Below are 16,138 nucleotides of genomic sequence, written 5' to 3'. Positions count from 1 at the left end.
TTGGCGAAGCAGGCGCTCTAAGGGATTAGCATCATGGTGGAAACTCTTCCGGCAGCAGATTACATCGAGTTCGCGCGCCCGTTTCCAATGCATCGTGGAGGTGTACTGGAAGATTTCAGGCTGACGTATGAGACGTTCGGGCAACTGAATGATCGTCGCGACAACGTCGTCCTGGTTCTGCCCGGCATGTCCGCCAACAGCCACGTCTGCAGTGTCGCCCGCGATCCTGAGGCGGGCTGGTGGGAGGACTTTGCCGGTTCAGGCAAGCCGATCGATACAGACCGCTGGTATGTGATCTGTTTCAACTATCTGGGTGGTTGCAAGGGCTCGACGGGGCCGCTGTCCACCGAGCGGGCGAGTGGCAGGCCTTACCAGTCGCGCTTTCCCGAGCTGAGCATCGAAGACATCGTCGACACGATCGTCATGGCCGTGAAAGCGCTGGGCATGGCGCAAGTGACCTGCCTGATCGGCGCTTCGATGGGTGGCATGTGTGCGCTGGCCCTGTTGACCCGGCATCCGGGGTTTGTCCGGCATCACATCAACCTGTGCGGCGCGGCCAGTTCGCTTCCCGTGTCCACAGCCTTGCGTTCATTGCAGCGGGAAGCCATCCGCAGTGATCCGCTGTGGGCCGGTGGCGAGTATTCGCCGGATGCGCGCCCGATCCACGGCATGACGCTGGCCCGCAAGATCGGCCTGTTGAGTTATCGCTCCGGCGCGCAATTGAATCGCCGTTTCAGCCGCTGCGATCAGGCGGCGGGGAAATCCGCCGGCATGATCCACGACTTTGAAGTCGAGGATTATCTGCAGGCCAATGCCTGGCGATTCGCGCGGGATTTCGACCCCAACAGTTATCTGCAGCTAAGCCGCGCAATTGATCTTTATGCCTGTCTGACGCCGCCGCAGGGCGGTTTTCAGACTGCCGGGCTGGAGCAGGTTCTGGTGGTCGGCGTCGAGAGCGACACGCTGTTTCCTGTTGCGCAACAGCAGCACATCGCTCAAGGGCTCGAGCAGGATGGTGCCGAGGTGACCTTTGTCCGGCTCGATTGCCCGGACGGCCACGACGCCTTTCTGACCGATCTGCGGGCGTTCGGGCCGCTGCTGGAACATTTCATGAATCGTATTGGTTCCGTCCTTCCTGCGGGCAGGGCGGAGCGTTGTCTGGAGTTGCACGATGAACGATTTTGACAAGGTTGCATTGGTGACCGGTGCCAACCGTGGCATCGGTTTCGAGGTGGCGCGACAACTGGCCGCCGAGGGCGTGACGGTGGTGCTCAGTGGCAGGAATTATCAGGCTGTCGCTCAGGCGGCCGATGAGCTGACCGGCAAGGGCCTGAAGGCGTTCCCGTGCCTGCTGGATGTCACGGATGAAGACAGCATCGCCTCGGCGGTCAAATTGCTGGAGGCGAAGTTCGGTCGACTGGATATCCTGATCAATAACGCGGCGATCCGTATCGAATCCTACGGGTTGAACCCTTCGCAACAACCACTTCAACAGTGGCGCCAGACGTTTGAAACCAACCTGTTCGGCATGGTCGCGGTGACCCAGCATTGTCTGCCGCTGATTCGTCAATCTGCGGCCGGACGCATCGTCAACGTATCCAGTCTGCTGGCATCGCTCACCACCCATACGGACGTCGATTCCTACGCCTATTCACCGATGTTCAAATCCTTGCCGGGCTACAGCGCCAGTAAAAGCGGGGTGAATTCGTGGACGGTTCATCTGGCTTACGAGCTTCGCGACACGCCCGTCAAGGTCAATGCCGTGCACCCCGGTTACACCAAAACCGGCATGAATGACGGCGCCGGTGATCTCGATGTGCAGGAAGGCGCGCGGACCAGTGTCGCTCTGGCATTGATCGGTGCCGATGGCCCCACGGGCACTTACCGCCATCAGGACCGCGTGATTCCCTGGTGAGTCGTCGCTGTTTTTCTGCTTTTAACTGTTCAGTAGAAAGGATTCTTCATGATTAAGCTTGCACTCGTCACCGATAAGCCGAACCTGCACATTGACTACGACATGCCGCCATTGCTTGAAGCCTGCAAGCAACTGTCGATCAACGCCGATGTGTGTTTCTGGGACGATCCGTCAGTCGATTGGGCGGCGTATACCGCGGTATTGATCCGCTCACCGTGGGACTGCATTGAAAGCCTCGACGAATTCTTTGCCTGGTGCGACAAGGTGCATGCACTGACCTGCCTGTTGAACGTGCCGTCCGTGGCCCGGTGGGGTTTGAACAAGTTGTACCTGAAGGACATTGCTGCGCGCGGCGTGCCGATTATTCCCAGTGTGTTCCTGGCGCCCGACGATGCTCCCGAGGGTTATCTGGCTGAGTTCCTCGATGCGAACACCGATAGCCACGAATTTGTCGTCAAACCGACGATCGGCTCGTATTCGCGCGGGGTGAAACGGTTTGTCCGCGGCGGTTCCGAGGCCGCGCTGGCGCACATTCGCGCGCTGCAAAAGCGCGGTTCGCATGTGATCATCCAGCCGTACATCACCACCATCGACACTTACGGCGAGACGGACCTGACCTTCTTCGATAACACCTTCAGCCATTCCATTCGCAAGGGTGCCATGCTCATGGCAGACGGTACGGTGAATGTGCCGACCCCCGAATTTCGCCAGCCGCGCGAGGCGGATGCCGAGGAGCAGGCGGTGGCGCTATCGGCGCTGGTGGCTTCTGCCGAGGTGCTCGGGCTTGAGCTGCCGTTGCTCTACGGCCGGGTCGACGTGATCCGCGACTATGACGGTCGGCCGATGATCATGGAAATGGAGATCTGCGAGCCTTCGCTTAACCTGCCGTTTCGCGCCGACAGTGCGATGAACCTGATCAAAGGCGTGCTCAAGCGCATCGACCGGCACCTGGTCGATCTCTGACAACCTCCGCGAACGCCAGTAAACAGGCCCGACAGCATTGCCGGGCTTTTTTTGTGCGCGCGATTATTCGACTATGGGCGTTTTCCGATGGCACAAGGAACAGGCGTCATGACCAAGACAGCCGAGCGGGTCAACATTGTCGATACTCAGGTGTTGTCCCACGACTGGTATCTGTTGCAGAAAATCACCTTCGACTATCTGCGCAACAACGGTGACTGGCAGCGGCAGACTCGCGAAGTCTACGACCGTGGCAATGGCGCGGCGATTCTGTTGTTCAACCGCGAAAAGCGCACGGTGGTGCTGACCCGCCAATTTCGCTTGCCGGTGTTCGTCAACGGCCACGACGGCTTGTTGATCGAAGTGGCGGCGGGGCTGCTGGAAGGTGCGGCGCCGGAACAGCGGATCCGCGATGAGGCCGAAGAGGAAACCGGTTACCGCGTGCATGAGGTGAAGAAGGTCTTCGAGGCCTACATGAGCCCCGGCTCGGTGACCGAGAAGCTGCACTTTTTTATCGCCGAATACGACGCGAAGTCGAAGGTCAGCGAGGGCGGCGGCCTGGAAGAGGAAACCGAAGAACTGGAAGTGCTGGAGTGGCGCTTCGATGAGGCACTGGCGGCGTTTCAGCGCGGCGAGATCTGCGACGCCAAGACCATCATGCTGTTGCAATACGCGGCGATGAATAACCTTTTCGACAGCTGATTCAACGCCAATCCATTGTGGCGAGGGCATTTACGGGGTTAAAACAGGTCGCCTGTTCTACCGACATCAGACCAGTCACCCCCCTCCAGTGTCAGCAACCGCTCCTTGGCCTCAAGCCCACCCGCAAACCCGGTCAACTTCCCGGACGCGCCGATCACCCGATGACACGGCGCCACAATCGAGATCGGGTTACGCCCGTTCGCCGCGCCCACCGCACGCACCGCCGTCGGGTTGCCGATCTGCTCGGCGATCTGGCTGTAGGTGCGGGTTTGGCCAAACGGAATGGTCAACAGCGCCGCCCAGACCTTTTTCTGAAAATCGGTGCCGACAAAATCCAGTTCCAGGTCGAAGCGATCACGCTTGCCGGCAAAATATTCCTCAAGCTGCTGCGCGGCTTGCTGCAGCAGCGGATTGTCCGGCGCTTCCGTCATCGGCCCGAGGCGCACTCGGCCCGGTTTGTCGTTTTCCCAGAGGATGGCCGCCAGTCGTGAGCCGTTCGCAACCAGCTTCAATTCGCCGACCGGTGAGGGCAGGGTGATGAACGTGTACGACATGGGCAGAACTCCGGATCGGTACGGCGAGAGCGCCCAGCATACTGCCTGAGCGGGGAGGCGCAAATCGCAATAGCGACCATACTGCTTGGTGCTTTTGCTGCGTTCCCCTCTGTTCTGCACAGAACCCGAAAACAAAAAGAGATCGACTCATGAAGTACGAACCTTTGGCCAAAACGCTGATTGCGACGTCACTGGCACTGAGCTGCCTCATGGCCCACGCCGCTTCCGTAGCACCGGTTGCCGCCGAAAACGGCATGGTGGTCACCGCTCAACACCTGGCCTCACATGTCGGCGTCGATGTGTTGAAAAACGGCGGTAACGCGGTGGATGCGGCGGTCGCTGTGGGCTATGCGCTGGCGGTGGTGTATCCCGCCGCAGGCAACCTCGGCGGTGGCGGTTTCATGACCATTCAACTGGCGGACGGGCGCAAGACCTTCCTCGACTTCCGCGAAAAGGCCCCGCTGGCGGCGACCGCCAACATGTACCTGGACAAGGACGGTAACGTCGTCCCGGATCTGAGCACCCGTGGTCACCTCGCCGTGGCAGTGCCGGGCACCGTGTCGGGCATGGAGCTGGCGCTGAGCAAGTACGGCACCAAACCGCGCAAGGACATGATCGCTCCGGCGATCAAACTGGCGGAAGACGGCTTCGAGCTGGAGCAGGGCGACGTCGATCTGTTGGACTACGCCACCGATGTGTTCAAGAAGGACATGCGTGATTCCGGCTCGATCTTCCTGCACAACGGCGAGCCGATGCAGGTCGGGCAGAAGCTGGTGCAGAAGGATCTGGCGAAAACCCTGCGCACCATTTCCGAAAAAGGTGCTGACGGTTTCTACAAAGGCTGGGTGGCCGACGCCATCGTCACGTCCAGTCAGGCCAACAAGGGCATCATCACCCAGGCCGACCTCGACAAATACAAGACCCGCGAACTGGCCCCGGTGGAGTGCGATTACCGTGGCTACCATGTGGTTTCGGCGCCACCGCCAAGCTCCGGCGGGGTGGTGATCTGCGAGATCATGAACATTCTCGAAGGCTATCCGATGAAGGATCTGGGCTTCCATTCGGCCCAGGGCATGCACTACCAGATCGAAGCGATGCGCCACGCTTACGTGGATCGCAACAGCTATCTGGGCGACCCGGATTTTGTGAAGAACCCGATCGAGCATCTGCTGGACAAGAACTACGCCACCAAGCTGCGCAACGCGATCCAGCCGCAGAAGGCCGGGATCTCCGCCGAACTGAAACCCGGCGTCGCCCCGCATGAGGGCAACAACACCACGCACTATTCGATCGTCGACAAGTGGGGCAACGCAGTGTCGGTGACTTACACCCTCAACGACTGGTTCGGCGCCGGGGTGATGGCGAGCAAGACCGGGGTGATCCTCAACGACGAGATGGATGACTTCACCTCCAAGGTCGGCGTGCCGAACATGTACGGTCTGGTGCAGGGCGAGGCCAACGCCATCGCCCCGGGCAAAACCCCGCTGTCGTCGATGAGCCCGACCATCGTCACCAAGGACGGCAAAGTGGTGATGGTGGTCGGTACGCCGGGTGGCAGCCGCATCATCACCGCGACCTTGCTGACCATGCTCAACGTCATCGACTACGGCATGGGCCTGCAGGAAGCGGTCGACGCGCCGCGTTTCCACCAGCAATGGATGCCGGAAGAAACCAACCTCGAAGACTTCGCCGCCAGCCCGGATACGAAGAAGATCCTCGAGAGCTGGGGCCACAAATTCGCCGGGCCGCAGGATGCCAACCACATCGCCGCGATCCTGGTCGGCGCGCCGTCACTGGGCGGTAAACCCGTGGGCAAAAACCGTTTCTACGGGGCCAACGATCCACGGCGTAATACCGGGTTGTCATTGGGTTACTGAGAGGCGTAAAACAGGCGGCGGGGCTTGGCTCCGCCCCCTGTCTCAAGGATCGATCAAGGAAGGCCCATCATGTCTACTGCATTGCTGATCATCGACGTCCAACAGGCTCTCTGCTCAGGCGAGTATCAGTGCTTCGACATCCACCGTGTGATCGACACCATTAACCAGCTCAGCACGCGTGCGCGTGAGGCGGGCGTGCGGGTGGTGCTGATTCAGCATGAGGAAAAGGACAGCCCGCTGGCCCATGGGGCCGAAGGCTGGCAACTCGCCGACGGCCTGCTGACGGCCGCGCAAGATCTACGCGTACGCAAAACCACCCCCGATTCCTTCTACCACACCGAGCTGGGCAAGCTGCTGCCCAGCGAAGACTTCGAACGTCTGATCATCTGCGGCCTGCAGACCGACTACTGCGTCAACGCCACCGTGCGCCAGGCCCATCAGCTGGGTTACGACGTGGTGCTCGTCGCGGACGCTCACTCCACCGTCGACAACGGCAACATGAGCGCCGAAGACATCATCGCCGAACACAACAAGGACCTGGCGCACCTGACCGGCGCCACGGCCCGGGTCGACGTCAAACCCGCAGCCGAGATCACTTTCTAAAACCAGCGCATACCCCTGTGGGAGCGGGCTTGCTCGCGAAAGCGGTGGGCCTGTGACGCATGTGTTGGCTGACCCGACGCCTTCGCGAGCAAGCCCGCTCCCACAATGATTGATGGTGTTCACCAATTCCCACGCCCAGCGCATACCCCTGTGGGAGCGGGCTTGCTCGCGAAAGCGGTGGGCCTGTGACGCATGCGTTGGCTGACCCGACGCCTTCGCGGGCAAGACCGCTCCCACAATGATTGAGGGTGTTCACCAATTCCCACGTCCAGCACAAATCCCCTGTGGGAGCGAGCTTGCTCGCGAAAGCGGTGGACCTGTGACGGATGTGTGGGCTGATCCGACGCCTTCGTGAGCAAGCCCGCTCCCACAATGATTGGTGGTGTTCACAGATTCCCTTGCCCAGCACAAACCCCCTGTGGGAGCGAGCTTGCTCGCGCTGGGCTGCGTAGCGGCCCTCATTCCTCAAGTCGCAAACAAAACCCCACGAATCTCCCCAACCCGCGGGGCCACGACGCCCTCCAGCACCAGCCGCGTAATGGTCTCGGCTGCCGTCGCGTAATCCTCATCCTGCGGCACTGCGCGCCCGGTGATGCAGCCCATTTGCCAGCCAATATTGGTGTAGGTGCGGGTCGCCGACCAGATGAACAGCATCAAGTGCTCAGGGTCCACCGGGGCCAGCAGGCCGCGCTCGATCCAGCTGCGCAGGCACTCGACGTTGCGTCGGGCTTCGGCGTGCAGCAGGTCGCGGCATTCGTCTGGCAACTGGCGCCCGCCGAGCAGCAGCTCGCCGCTGAATACCTTGGCAATCGCCGGGTGTTCACGGGCGATGCGGATGCGCGCGGCGATGTAGGCGCGCAGGCCGATCATGGGATCGTCGCTTTCGCGCAACGCCGCTGAGGCTTCCAGCAGCGGTTCGACAAACTCCAGCAGAACCTTGGAATAGAGGTTTTCCTTGGTCTGGAAGTAGTAATACAGGTTGGCTTTGGGCACGCCGGCGCGGGCGGCGATGTCGCGGGTCTGGGTCGCGTCAAAGCCGTTGGCGGCAAATTCTTCGCTGGCAGCGGCGAGGATCAGTTGCTCGTTGCGTACGCGGATGGCGCTCATGGGAACACGTTGTGAATAGAAGGCATGGGCAGATACGGGCAATTTCGGTTTCGCAATATACAAAACTATATAGCGGCGAAGCCAGCTAACTGTTCCACTTGCGACAGGGCTGAGCGGATATTTTTGTGTAAATTTCCCGATTCAGTCTTTCCTCAAGCGAGCGCTCTCTCTAGAATCCGCCCCGCCTCCGCAATGGAGGCTCATTGCTATCATTTGGCTCGGTTCACATAGGGAAGACAACATGCAATTCGGGAAAATCCTGGCGCTGGGCCTGGTGCTTGCGCTCGGTGGCTGTGCCAGTTTCACCAAAGACGAAGTGGCGCCGGTCAAACTGCCATCGATGGCCAGCTACGCCAACAAACCCAATGTCTATGTGGACTTCGACTTCTATCAGGGCGAGCCGAAAAGCGCTTCGGCCGTAGAAGTGCCGCAGGCGCGTGACCAGCTCAAGCCTGAGCTGCAAAAGATTCTGAGCGATTCAGGCCTTTTCGGCCGTGTCACCCTGGACGAGTTCCAGAAGCAACCGGGCGACTACAGCCTGCGTCTGAAAATGTACAACCATCCGCCGAATGCCGGTTCGATGGTGCTGGGCTTCATCAGTGGTTTCAGCCTGGGGGTGATCCCGGCATACGGTACCGATCAGTACACCATGAGCCTCGAAGCCGTCGACGGCACAGGCCAGGCCCTGACCACCGCGAGCAACCATGATGCGGTCGGTACCTGGATCGGTATCTGGTTCATTCCGCTGATGGGCAACACCCCGAAGGCGGCGGTCAACGACACCTTCGCCCGCCAGGTCAACGCGCTGCTCAAGCAGATGATCGACAACAACAACCTGAAATACTCGGCACTCGAGCCCCGTAATCCACGGGCCTGATGCCAAAAAAAAGAGCCGCAATCGCGGCTCTTTTTTTCGCCCTTACTTCAGGGCCTGGATGAACTGCGGATCGCTGTACAGTTCCTTCAACAGATCACGCAGCATCGGGTTATAGGCGTTGACCGCATTCGGAATCGCGATGAAACCAAAGAAGCTGCTGCTCCACTGGCTGCTGACATGCTTGGTCGCGTCGTAAACCACGTTCTGCCCATTAAGCAGGGTGAAGCGTGCCGCGAGTTGGCCTTCGCCTGTGCCCATGCCGGCCGACAGGTTGTTCTTCACCACCAGCACTTTCAATTGACGCTGAGCCTGCGGATCAAGCAGACCGGCCTTGCGCAGTTCTTCGGTGATCGCGTCCTGGATATGCGCCGGGATGCTGCCGGATGGCGAGCGCACCGGGTTGGCTCGAACTGTCAGCGAACCTTCGCCAGACTCGGCAGTTACCTGAGGATTGCTGATCGCTTGCAGGGGCGGGGTCTGCTTGAGCTTCTGAACGTTTTCGAAGCTCGGCTCATAGCGGGTCATGGTCATGCCACAACCTTGCAGCAGCACTGCCAGCATCGGGATCAACAACAGAGACTTTTTCACGGCGTTTCCTTGCGTGAGGAATAAGGGGGGCGAATTATGGGCAGAGTGCCATCATTGAGCAACCGACTTCACCGTGAAGCGCTCAGAGCTTCAACAGATTCTCGATCTGCGCCAGTTCCCAGGTACTGAGCAGATTCACCGGGTCGGTGCCGTAACGGCTGTTGAATTGCCATTCGCGGCCATCCGGGCAGCGGCACTGTTCACAGTGATGCAAGTGCCCACCCTCAAAATCAAGCAACAGGCGCCAGCCCTCGATATCGACCGCGATCAGTCCGGCATCACTGGGTGTCTTGGATCTGTTGAACATCAGCACGCCCAGCGCAGCCTCGCGCAAGCGCTGGCAAACGTCGCGGGCGGTCAGCAATGCAGTCATGGTCGTACTCGATGGGGGCAGAAGCGCGTCAGGATAAATCGCGCGTCGACGGGTGTCAGCGATCACTGGCCCGATTCCGAACTATTCCGTAACATCCGCACCCCTCATTTTCGCGAACATCCGCGGCCACCCTCGTTGGCCGCTCAGTCAGGTAAGCCATGAAACCAAAACGTCTGCGCGCCGATGTCCTGGCCGGACTCACCACCTCATTTGCCCTGTTGCCCGAATGCATTGCGTTCGCGCTGGTGGCGCATCTCAATCCGCTGATGGGCCTGTACGGCGCCTTCATCATTTGTACGCTGACCGCGTTGTTCGGCGGCCGGCCGGGAATGGTCTCCGGGGCGGCGGGTTCGATGGCGGTGGTGATCGTCGCGCTGGTGGTGCAGCACGGCGTGCAGTACTTGCTAGCGACGGTGTTGCTCGGCGGTTTGATCATGATGGCGTTCGGCTTGTTGCGCCTGGGCAAACTGGTGCGCATGGTGCCGCATCCGGTGATGCTCGGTTTCGTCAACGGCCTGGCGATCATCATTGCACTGGCGCAACTGGAGCATTTCAAGAGCGGTGAACATTGGCTCAGCGGCACGCCGCTGTACCTGATGACCGGGCTGGTGCTGCTGACCATGGCCATCGTCTACATCCTGCCGCGCCTGACCCGCGCGGTGCCGCCGGCTTTGGTGGCGATCCTCGGCGTGGGCCTGCTGGTCTACCTGTTCGGTCTGCCGACGCGCACCCTTGGCGACATGGCGCACATCGCCGGCGGTCTGCCGACTTTCGCGCTGCCGGACATCCCGTGGACGCTGGAAACCCTGCGCATCATCGCCCCGTACGCGATTCTGATGGCGCTGGTCGGTCTGCTGGAAACCCTGCTGACCCTGAACCTCACCGACGAAATCACCGAAACCCGCGGCTACCCGGATCGCGAGTGCGTGGCGCTGGGCGCGGCGAACGTGGTCTCGGGCGCGTTCGGTGGCATGGGCGGTTGCGCGATGATCGGCCAGACCGTGATCAACCTCAGCTCCGGCGGCCGCGGGCGTTTGTCCGGGGTGGTGGCGGGGGTGCTGATTCTGCTGTTCATCCTGTTTCTGTCGCCGCTGATCGAGCGTATTCCGCTGGCGGCACTGGTAGGGGTGATGTTCGTGGTCTCGCAGCAGACCTTCGCCTGGGCCTCGTTGCGGGTGTTGAACAAAGTGCCGCTCAACGATGTACTGGTGATCATCGCCGTGACCACTATCACCGTGTTCACCGATCTGGCCACCGCCGTGCTCTGCGGGATCATCATCGCCGCGCTGAATTTCGCCTGGCAGCAGGCCCGCGAGTTGTACGCCGATGAGCATCTGGAAGCCGACGGCAGCAAGCTCTACCGCCTGCACGGCACGCTGTTTTTCGCCTCGACCACGCCGTTTCTCAACCAGTTCGACCCGGCCAATGACCCAGTACGAGTGACCCTCGATTGCCGGCATTTGAGCTTCGTCGATTACTCGGCGATTGCCGCGTTGAAGACCCTGCGCGAGCGTTACGAAAAGGCGGGCAAGGAACTGCAGGTGTTTCATCTCTCCGAGCGCTGCAAGAAGCTGTTGAAACGCGCCGGCGTCGAACACCACTGATTGCAGTTGTGGGCGCGGCTTGCTCGCGAAGGCGGTATGTCGGTGAAACGGTATCGACTGCCATTACGCCTTCGCGAGCAAGCCCGCTCCCACAGCGGCGATGCCAAAGATCACTATCGGGAAAATTTCTTCGCCCCGGCCACACAAAGAATCACGCCCACCGTCACCACCAGCATGCCGATGCTGACTTGCTCATGCAGCAACGTCGCTGCCAGCGCCAGGCCGAAAAACGGTTGCAGCAACTGCAGTTGACCAACCGCGGCAATCCCGCCCTGGGCCAGGCCGCGATACCAGAACACGAACGCGATCAGCATGCTGAACAGCGAAACGTAGCCCAGACAGACCCATGCCGACACGCTGATGCCGCTGAACGACGGCGGGGCCAGCCACAGGCTCGCAATTGCCATCGGGGGCAGCGACAAGACCAGCGCCCAACAGATCACCTGCCAGCCACCCAGGGTGCGCGACAGTTTTGCGCCTTCGGCATAACCCAGACCACAGACCAGAATCGAGGCCAGCATCAGCAGGTCACCGGTGGGCGAGGCGGACAATCCCTGTGACAAGGCGAACCCCACCACCAGAGCACTGCCGAGGATCGAGAAGAACCAGAATACCGGGCGCGGACGCTCGCCACCGCGCAAGACGCCAAACAGCGCAGTGGCCAATGGCAGCAAGCCGACAAAGACGATCGAATGCGCCGATGTCACGTGCTGCAATGCCAACGCCGTCAGCAGCGGGAAACCGAGCACGACGCCCAATGCCACGATCAACAACGAAAACCACTGATCTCTGGACGGTCGCCGCTCACGGAACAACCACAACAGGGCAACGGCCAGGACGCCGGCAATGGCGGCGCGCGCGACGGTGAGAAACACCGGGTCAAACTCCAGCACGGCCAGGCGCGTCGCCGGCAGCGAGCCGCTGAAGCACACCACGCCAATAAAGCCGTTGATCCAGCCGCTGGTTTTTTCCAGTGCCGGGTTGCTCACGTTTGAAGTCCGTTCCATACGATTCACACTCATTGTGGGTTGCTTTGAGAGAATCCTATGATTGAGAATCAGGACAATCAAAAAATTGTCATGGATACATCCCGACATGTCCCGCTCTCGCTACAAGACCCTCGTCGACACTTACGCCGCCGACATTCGCACCGGACGTCTGGCGCCCGGCACCCGTCTGCCGACGCACCGGCAACTGGCCACGCAGGAAGGCCTGGCGCTGGTCACGGCCTCGCGGGTGTACGCCGAACTCGAAGCCATGGGGCTGGTCAGCGGCGAAACCGGGCGCGGCACCTTCGTGCGCGAAACCTCGTTGTCGCCGGGGCAGGGCATCGACCAGAAAGACGTGGCCGTCGGCATGATCGACCTGAATTTCAACTACCCGTCCTTGCCCGGTCAGACGCAATTGTTGCGCACCGCACTGCGCCAGCTGGCGTTGTCGGGAGATCTGGAAGCGTTGTTGCGCTATCAGCCCCATGCCGGCCGGGCCCACGAACGGGCTTCGGTCGCGCGCCATTTGCTCAGTCGCGGTGTCAACGTCGACGCTGAGCAAGTGCTGCTGGTCAACGGCGCCCAGCAGGGGCTGGCGGTGACGCTGATGGCGTTGCTCAAGCCCGGCGATGTGATCGCCGCCGATGCACTGACCTATTCCGGGTTCAAAGTGCTGGCCGAGGCGTTGCATCTGGAAGTGGTGGCGATCCCGGTCAACGAGCAGGGGCCGGATCTGGCCGCGCTGGAAAAGCTCTGCCGCAGTCGCTCGGTGCGTGCGGTGTACAGCATGCCGACCCTGCATAACCCGCTTGGTTGGGTGATGCCAATCGAGCAGCGCGAAGAATTGGCTGCCATCGCGCGGCGGCATGATCTGACCCTTATCGAAGACGCGGCCTACGCTTTTCTGGTGGAAGACCCGCCGCGTCCTCTGATCGACCTGGCGCCTGAGCGCACGGTCTACGTTTCGGGCCTTTCGAAGAACATCGCCACCGGCCTGCGCGTCGGTTTCATTGCTGCGCCTGCGGCCCACGTTCCGGCACTGGAGCGGGTGATTCGCGCAACCACCTGGAACACCCCGGGACTGATGACCGCGATTGTCTGTGGCTGGCTCGACGACGGCACCGTGATCGAGCTGGAAGCGCAAAAACGCCAAGATGCTCAGGCGCGCCAGGCACTGGCTGCCGAGTTGCTCAAAGGGTTGCCATGCGTCGCCCATCCGAACTCGTATTTCCTGTGGCTGCCCTTGCCGGAAGACGTGCGTGCCGATCAGATTGTGGTGGAGCTGATGCAGAAGCAGATTTCGGTCACCACTGCCGAGCCGTTTGCAGTGTCGGCCCATGTGCCGCATGCGATTCGACTGGCCCTGGGTTCGGTGGAAATGGATGTGTTGCGGCAGGCCTTGACCACCGTCAGGAAGGTCATTGCCGCTTACCTGTAAAACGAGGCCCGGGGGACAGATGTTACCCTTGCGCAGCCAGATTCAAGCCGTTCCGGAACCTTCGATGAAAAACACTGTTGCACTCTTGCTTGCCCTGACCGCCACCGCCGTACTGTTCAGCTCGACCACCCGCGCCGCAGGCGATCCGCAGGCCGGCGAAAAGATCTTCCCGCGCCTGTGCGGCGGCTGCCACCAGGTTGGCCCGGATGCGCGCCCGGGGTTCGGCCCGCAACTCAACGGCATCATCGGTCGAGCGGCCGGAACCTCGGCCAATTACGTGTATTCCGAGGCGATGAAAAATTCGGGCAAGACCTGGGACCGCGAAACGCTGACTGCGTATCTGAAAGATCCAAAGGGCGTGGTGCCGGGCACACGAATGATTTTCTGGGGGCTGAGTGACGAGGAGAAGATCGATAATTTGCTGGCGTATCTGCAGCAGTTCTCCAATTAAAGATTTTGCTCGGCCGGCCCGGCAAACCAGGCCAACGGCATTTGCGAAGTCAAAGAGGGCTGATCAAGCCACCTGATTACGGCCCGCCGCTTTCGCCTGATACAGCTGCTGGTCGGCACGTTTGATCAGCATCGTGTGGCTGTTGTCCGCCGGGTCGGCCAGCGCGACGCCAATGCTCACCGTGACCTGTCCGATCTCGGCAAAGTGCGCCTGGGCCACGGCGACACGGATCTTTTCGGCGACCACCTCTGGAGTATCAGGCTGGGCGACTTCCGGCAGCAGTACGGCGAATTCCTCGCCGCCATAACGGGCGACGAAGTCTGTGGCGCGCACGCTGACCTGAATGAGCTGCGCCAATTGCTGCAACACGTCGTCGCCAATCGCGTGGCCGTAGGTGTCGTTGATACGCTTGAAGTGATCGGCGTCGATCAGCAGCAGGGCAAACGGTCGCCCGGTGCGGCGGAACAGCAGACTGTATTCGCTGAGTTTTTCATCGAAGCGGCGACGGTTGTAGACGCCGGTCAGGGCGTCGTGGGTCGCCAGGTTCAACAGGTCGGCATTGGCCTGCATCAGTGCCGCGGTGCGCTGGGCTACGGTGGCTTCCAGCGAGGCGTTGGCTTCCTGCAGTTCGCGCTCCTTGGCCAGCAGCGACCGGGTCATGGCGTCGATCGACTGCCCAAGCTGGGCGATTTCCCGCACCGGGTGCTGCAGCGGGAAGTGTGCGCCGGGCTGCTGGTTCTGCACCTGTTTGGCCGAGTGCGCGAGTTGCTCGATCGGCCGGCTCAGATACTGCGCCAGATAGTACGCCACCAGCCCGAATGCCACGGCGGCGGCCACACCCAGCAGCAACAATTTATAGAGCAGCAGGCGCGCCGGCTCCAGAGCGGTGTCCAGTGGCTGGCGCACGGCAATCGACCAGGACAACGCCGTACTCGAAGGCGTCGGTACGGTAACCATGCTGGTCAGGTAACCGTTGCCGACCGACCAGCCCGGCGACTTCGAATCACTCACCGCCAGTTGCTGGCCCATCAGGGCTTCCGGGTACAGCACCTTGCCGTCGTGATCGATGATCAGCGCTTCGATATCCGGCGACGCATTTTTATGCGAGAACGCTGCCGATTCGACGATACGCGTCACCCAGCTCCAGTGCGCGTGCGCGCCCAGCACGCCAATCACCTGGCCGTCGGCGTTGCGGATCGGGGCGGCGAAGTCGATGAAACGCAGCGGTTCGCCGTTGGGCGTTCCCGGCAGCAGTTTGGCCAGCAACACCGCTTCGTGCGGGTCACCGGTGTACTCACCCCGCAGGCCAGCCTGGAACCATGGCCGTTGCTGCACCGATTGCCCGACCAGCAAATTATTGACCGCTTGATGCACATGGCCATCGGCATCGGTCACGCCCATCCACGCATACTCGGCCCGGGCCTGGGTGCGCAGTTGCATCGATTTGAGAATCGCCGGGTTGTCGAGGTCGCCGCGTTCCAGATGCGGCGCACGGCTGAGCAGGTAGACCTCCAGCTGGCGCTCGCGTAATTGGTCACCGAGCAACGTTGCCGCAGAACGCGCGGTATTGAGCAGTGAATTGCCGCTGACCTGTTTCATCTGTTCGGTGGCGATATGCCCGACATAGAAGCCGACGATCGCCAGGGTCAGCAGGGACAAACCGGCGAACCAGAGGGTCAGGTGACTTCGCAGACTGGCTTTGAGCATGGGCAGGCAAATTCTGTTTGGACGTTGTGGCCGCATGGTATGCGCATTAAGCGTCGGGCTGCCAGTCGGTCGCTTCGGATAAGCACCGTCGGAAGTTTCGCCAATGCCCTACAAGGCAAGATCCTTTCTGACGCGGGTTGTTGAAAAGAACCACTCCGGCAAACGACGAAATGCAAAAGCCCGGCTGATCAGGCCGGGCTTCTTTGACTGCTTTAGAGCCGTTGTTTTATGCATTGCGGCTTTCGATCAGACGATCCGAACCACCTTCAGCGACGCGGCGTTCCTGCAGACGATCCGAGCCACCTTCAGCGACACGGCGTTCCTGCAGACGATCCGAACCACCTTCAGCGACACGGCGTTCTTGCAGACGATCCGAACCACCTTCAGCGACAC

General features: G+C 61.0%; 16 protein-coding genes and 1 pseudogene. 10 read left to right on the top strand and 7 right to left on the bottom strand.

Translation table 11 applies throughout. The features are described from left to right. The first annotated feature begins 33 nt into the window (after window positions 1-33). The 4 genes from metX (at window position 34) to QRN61_RS09390 (ending at window position 3,577) form a co-directional block, all read left to right on the top strand. Window positions 34-1,185 (top strand): homoserine O-acetyltransferase MetX, encoded by a 1,152-nt coding sequence (gene metX / locus QRN61_RS09405; protein WP_183782679.1) that lies wholly within the window; start codon window positions 34-36, stop codon window positions 1,183-1,185. Next, window positions 1,172-1,915: an SDR family oxidoreductase gene (locus QRN61_RS09400; RefSeq protein ID WP_285373653.1), complete on the top strand. Its 744-nt coding sequence runs from the start codon at window positions 1,172-1,174 to the stop codon at window positions 1,913-1,915. The genes metX and QRN61_RS09400 overlap by 14 nt, the downstream gene beginning before the upstream one ends. A gap of 48 nt (window positions 1,916-1,963) precedes the next feature. Further along, window positions 1,964-2,878 (top strand): D-cycloserine synthetase, encoded by a 915-nt coding sequence (gene dcsG / locus QRN61_RS09395; protein WP_285373652.1) that lies wholly within the window; start codon window positions 1,964-1,966, stop codon window positions 2,876-2,878. 108 nt (window positions 2,879-2,986) lie between these two features. Continuing rightward, window positions 2,987-3,577 carry an NUDIX domain-containing protein gene (locus QRN61_RS09390; protein WP_096795624.1) on the top strand — a complete coding sequence of 197 codons (591 nt, stop codon included), beginning with the start codon at window positions 2,987-2,989 and terminating at the stop codon, window positions 3,575-3,577. Between the two features lie 38 nt (window positions 3,578-3,615). Here the strand turns inward: QRN61_RS09390 and QRN61_RS09385 are convergent, their stop codons facing one another. Further along, entirely contained in the window at window positions 3,616-4,131 is a 516-nt protein-coding gene (locus QRN61_RS09385) for a methylated-DNA--[protein]-cysteine S-methyltransferase (protein ID WP_285373651.1), read from the bottom strand. A gap of 149 nt (window positions 4,132-4,280) precedes the next feature. Here QRN61_RS09385 and ggt point away from each other — a divergent pair, with 149 nt between their 5' ends. After that, the gene (ggt, locus tag QRN61_RS09380) at window positions 4,281-6,008 is read left to right on the top strand and encodes a gamma-glutamyltransferase (RefSeq protein ID WP_027614698.1); all 1,728 of its coding nucleotides are present in this window, start codon (window positions 4,281-4,283) and stop codon (window positions 6,006-6,008) included. A gap of 69 nt (window positions 6,009-6,077) precedes the next feature. After that, window positions 6,078-6,611: a cysteine hydrolase family protein gene (locus QRN61_RS09375; protein ID WP_285373650.1), complete on the top strand. Its 534-nt coding sequence runs from the start codon at window positions 6,078-6,080 to the stop codon at window positions 6,609-6,611. A 465-nt stretch (window positions 6,612-7,076) separates the two neighbouring features. Here the strand turns inward: QRN61_RS09375 and QRN61_RS09370 are convergent, their stop codons facing one another. After that, window positions 7,077-7,718, bottom strand: coding sequence for a TetR/AcrR family transcriptional regulator (locus QRN61_RS09370; protein ID WP_096795620.1), 642 nt, complete (start codon window positions 7,716-7,718; stop codon window positions 7,077-7,079). Between the two features lie 241 nt (window positions 7,719-7,959). Between QRN61_RS09370 and QRN61_RS09365 the strand changes: the two genes are divergently transcribed. Then, a complete protein-coding gene (locus QRN61_RS09365) occupies window positions 7,960-8,595 on the top strand; it encodes a hypothetical protein (protein WP_027614701.1) in 636 nt (211 codons plus the stop codon). A 42-nt stretch (window positions 8,596-8,637) separates the two neighbouring features. Here QRN61_RS09365 and QRN61_RS09360 read toward each other — a convergent pair whose 3' ends face one another. After that, the gene (locus QRN61_RS09360; protein ID WP_027614702.1) at window positions 8,638-9,183 is read right to left on the bottom strand and encodes a hypothetical protein; all 546 of its coding nucleotides are present in this window, start codon (window positions 9,181-9,183) and stop codon (window positions 8,638-8,640) included. An 82-nt stretch (window positions 9,184-9,265) separates the two neighbouring features. Further along, window positions 9,266-9,556: a DUF7693 family protein gene (locus QRN61_RS09355; RefSeq protein WP_027614703.1), complete on the bottom strand. Its 291-nt coding sequence runs from the start codon at window positions 9,554-9,556 to the stop codon at window positions 9,266-9,268. A gap of 158 nt (window positions 9,557-9,714) precedes the next feature. Between QRN61_RS09355 and QRN61_RS09350 the strand changes: the two genes are divergently transcribed. Further along, entirely contained in the window at window positions 9,715-11,160 is a 1,446-nt protein-coding gene (locus tag QRN61_RS09350; RefSeq protein ID WP_135295457.1) for a SulP family inorganic anion transporter, read from the top strand. Between the two features lie 113 nt (window positions 11,161-11,273). Here QRN61_RS09350 and QRN61_RS09345 read toward each other — a convergent pair whose 3' ends face one another. Then, the gene (locus QRN61_RS09345) at window positions 11,274-12,167 is read right to left on the bottom strand and encodes a DMT family transporter (RefSeq protein WP_096795618.1); all 894 of its coding nucleotides are present in this window, start codon (window positions 12,165-12,167) and stop codon (window positions 11,274-11,276) included. Window positions 12,168-12,255: 88 nt separating this feature from the next. Between QRN61_RS09345 and QRN61_RS09340 the strand changes: the two genes are divergently transcribed. Further along, the gene (locus QRN61_RS09340; protein ID WP_027614706.1) at window positions 12,256-13,587 is read left to right on the top strand and encodes an aminotransferase-like domain-containing protein; all 1,332 of its coding nucleotides are present in this window, start codon (window positions 12,256-12,258) and stop codon (window positions 13,585-13,587) included. Between the two features lie 64 nt (window positions 13,588-13,651). Next, entirely contained in the window at window positions 13,652-14,038 is a 387-nt protein-coding gene (locus QRN61_RS09335) for a c-type cytochrome (RefSeq protein ID WP_027614707.1), read from the top strand. A 63-nt stretch (window positions 14,039-14,101) separates the two neighbouring features. Here QRN61_RS09335 and QRN61_RS09330 read toward each other — a convergent pair whose 3' ends face one another. After that, on the bottom strand, window positions 14,102-15,745 hold the full coding sequence (locus QRN61_RS09330; protein ID WP_285373649.1) for a sensor domain-containing diguanylate cyclase: 1,644 nt from the start codon (window positions 15,743-15,745) through the stop codon (window positions 14,102-14,104). A 226-nt stretch (window positions 15,746-15,971) separates the two neighbouring features. Further along, window positions 15,972-16,138 (bottom strand): annotated as a pseudogene (locus QRN61_RS27600) (phage infection protein); the annotation flags it as partial.

Source organism: Pseudomonas sp. lyk4-TYG-107 (assembly GCF_030209055.1).
Classification (GTDB): domain Bacteria; phylum Pseudomonadota; class Gammaproteobacteria; order Pseudomonadales; family Pseudomonadaceae; genus Aquipseudomonas; species Aquipseudomonas putida_A.
The sequence above is the reverse complement of the archived record's forward strand: the minus strand, read 5'-3'. Positions and strand labels throughout refer to the sequence as shown.

Bases quoted from the DNA above. Each gene is read 5' to 3' on its own strand.
- QRN61_RS09355 (WP_027614703.1), bottom strand. From the start codon at position 9,556: ATGACTGCATTGCTGACCGCCCGCGACGTTTGCCAGCGCTTGCGCGAG.
- QRN61_RS09365 (WP_027614701.1), top strand. From the start codon at position 7,960: ATGCAATTCGGGAAAATCCTGGCGCTGGGCCTGGTGCTTGCGCTCGGT.
- QRN61_RS09340 (WP_027614706.1), top strand. From the start codon at position 12,256: ATGTCCCGCTCTCGCTACAAGACCCTCGTCGACACTTACGCCGCCGAC.
- QRN61_RS09370 (WP_096795620.1), bottom strand. From the start codon at position 7,718: ATGAGCGCCATCCGCGTACGCAACGAGCAACTGATCCTCGCCGCTGCC.
- metX (WP_183782679.1), top strand. From the start codon at position 34: ATGGTGGAAACTCTTCCGGCAGCAGATTACATCGAGTTCGCGCGCCCG.
- ggt (WP_027614698.1), top strand. From the start codon at position 4,281: ATGAAGTACGAACCTTTGGCCAAAACGCTGATTGCGACGTCACTGGCA.
- QRN61_RS09385 (WP_285373651.1), bottom strand. From the start codon at position 4,131: ATGTCGTACACGTTCATCACCCTGCCCTCACCGGTCGGCGAATTGAAG.
- dcsG (WP_285373652.1), top strand. From the start codon at position 1,964: ATGATTAAGCTTGCACTCGTCACCGATAAGCCGAACCTGCACATTGAC.
- QRN61_RS09330 (WP_285373649.1), bottom strand. From the start codon at position 15,745: ATGCTCAAAGCCAGTCTGCGAAGTCACCTGACCCTCTGGTTCGCCGGT.
- QRN61_RS09345 (WP_096795618.1), bottom strand. From the start codon at position 12,167: ATGGAACGGACTTCAAACGTGAGCAACCCGGCACTGGAAAAAACCAGC.
- QRN61_RS09335 (WP_027614707.1), top strand. From the start codon at position 13,652: ATGAAAAACACTGTTGCACTCTTGCTTGCCCTGACCGCCACCGCCGTA.
- QRN61_RS09350 (WP_135295457.1), top strand. From the start codon at position 9,715: ATGAAACCAAAACGTCTGCGCGCCGATGTCCTGGCCGGACTCACCACC.
- QRN61_RS09390 (WP_096795624.1), top strand. From the start codon at position 2,987: ATGACCAAGACAGCCGAGCGGGTCAACATTGTCGATACTCAGGTGTTG.
- QRN61_RS09375 (WP_285373650.1), top strand. From the start codon at position 6,078: ATGTCTACTGCATTGCTGATCATCGACGTCCAACAGGCTCTCTGCTCA.
- QRN61_RS09400 (WP_285373653.1), top strand. From the start codon at position 1,172: ATGAACGATTTTGACAAGGTTGCATTGGTGACCGGTGCCAACCGTGGC.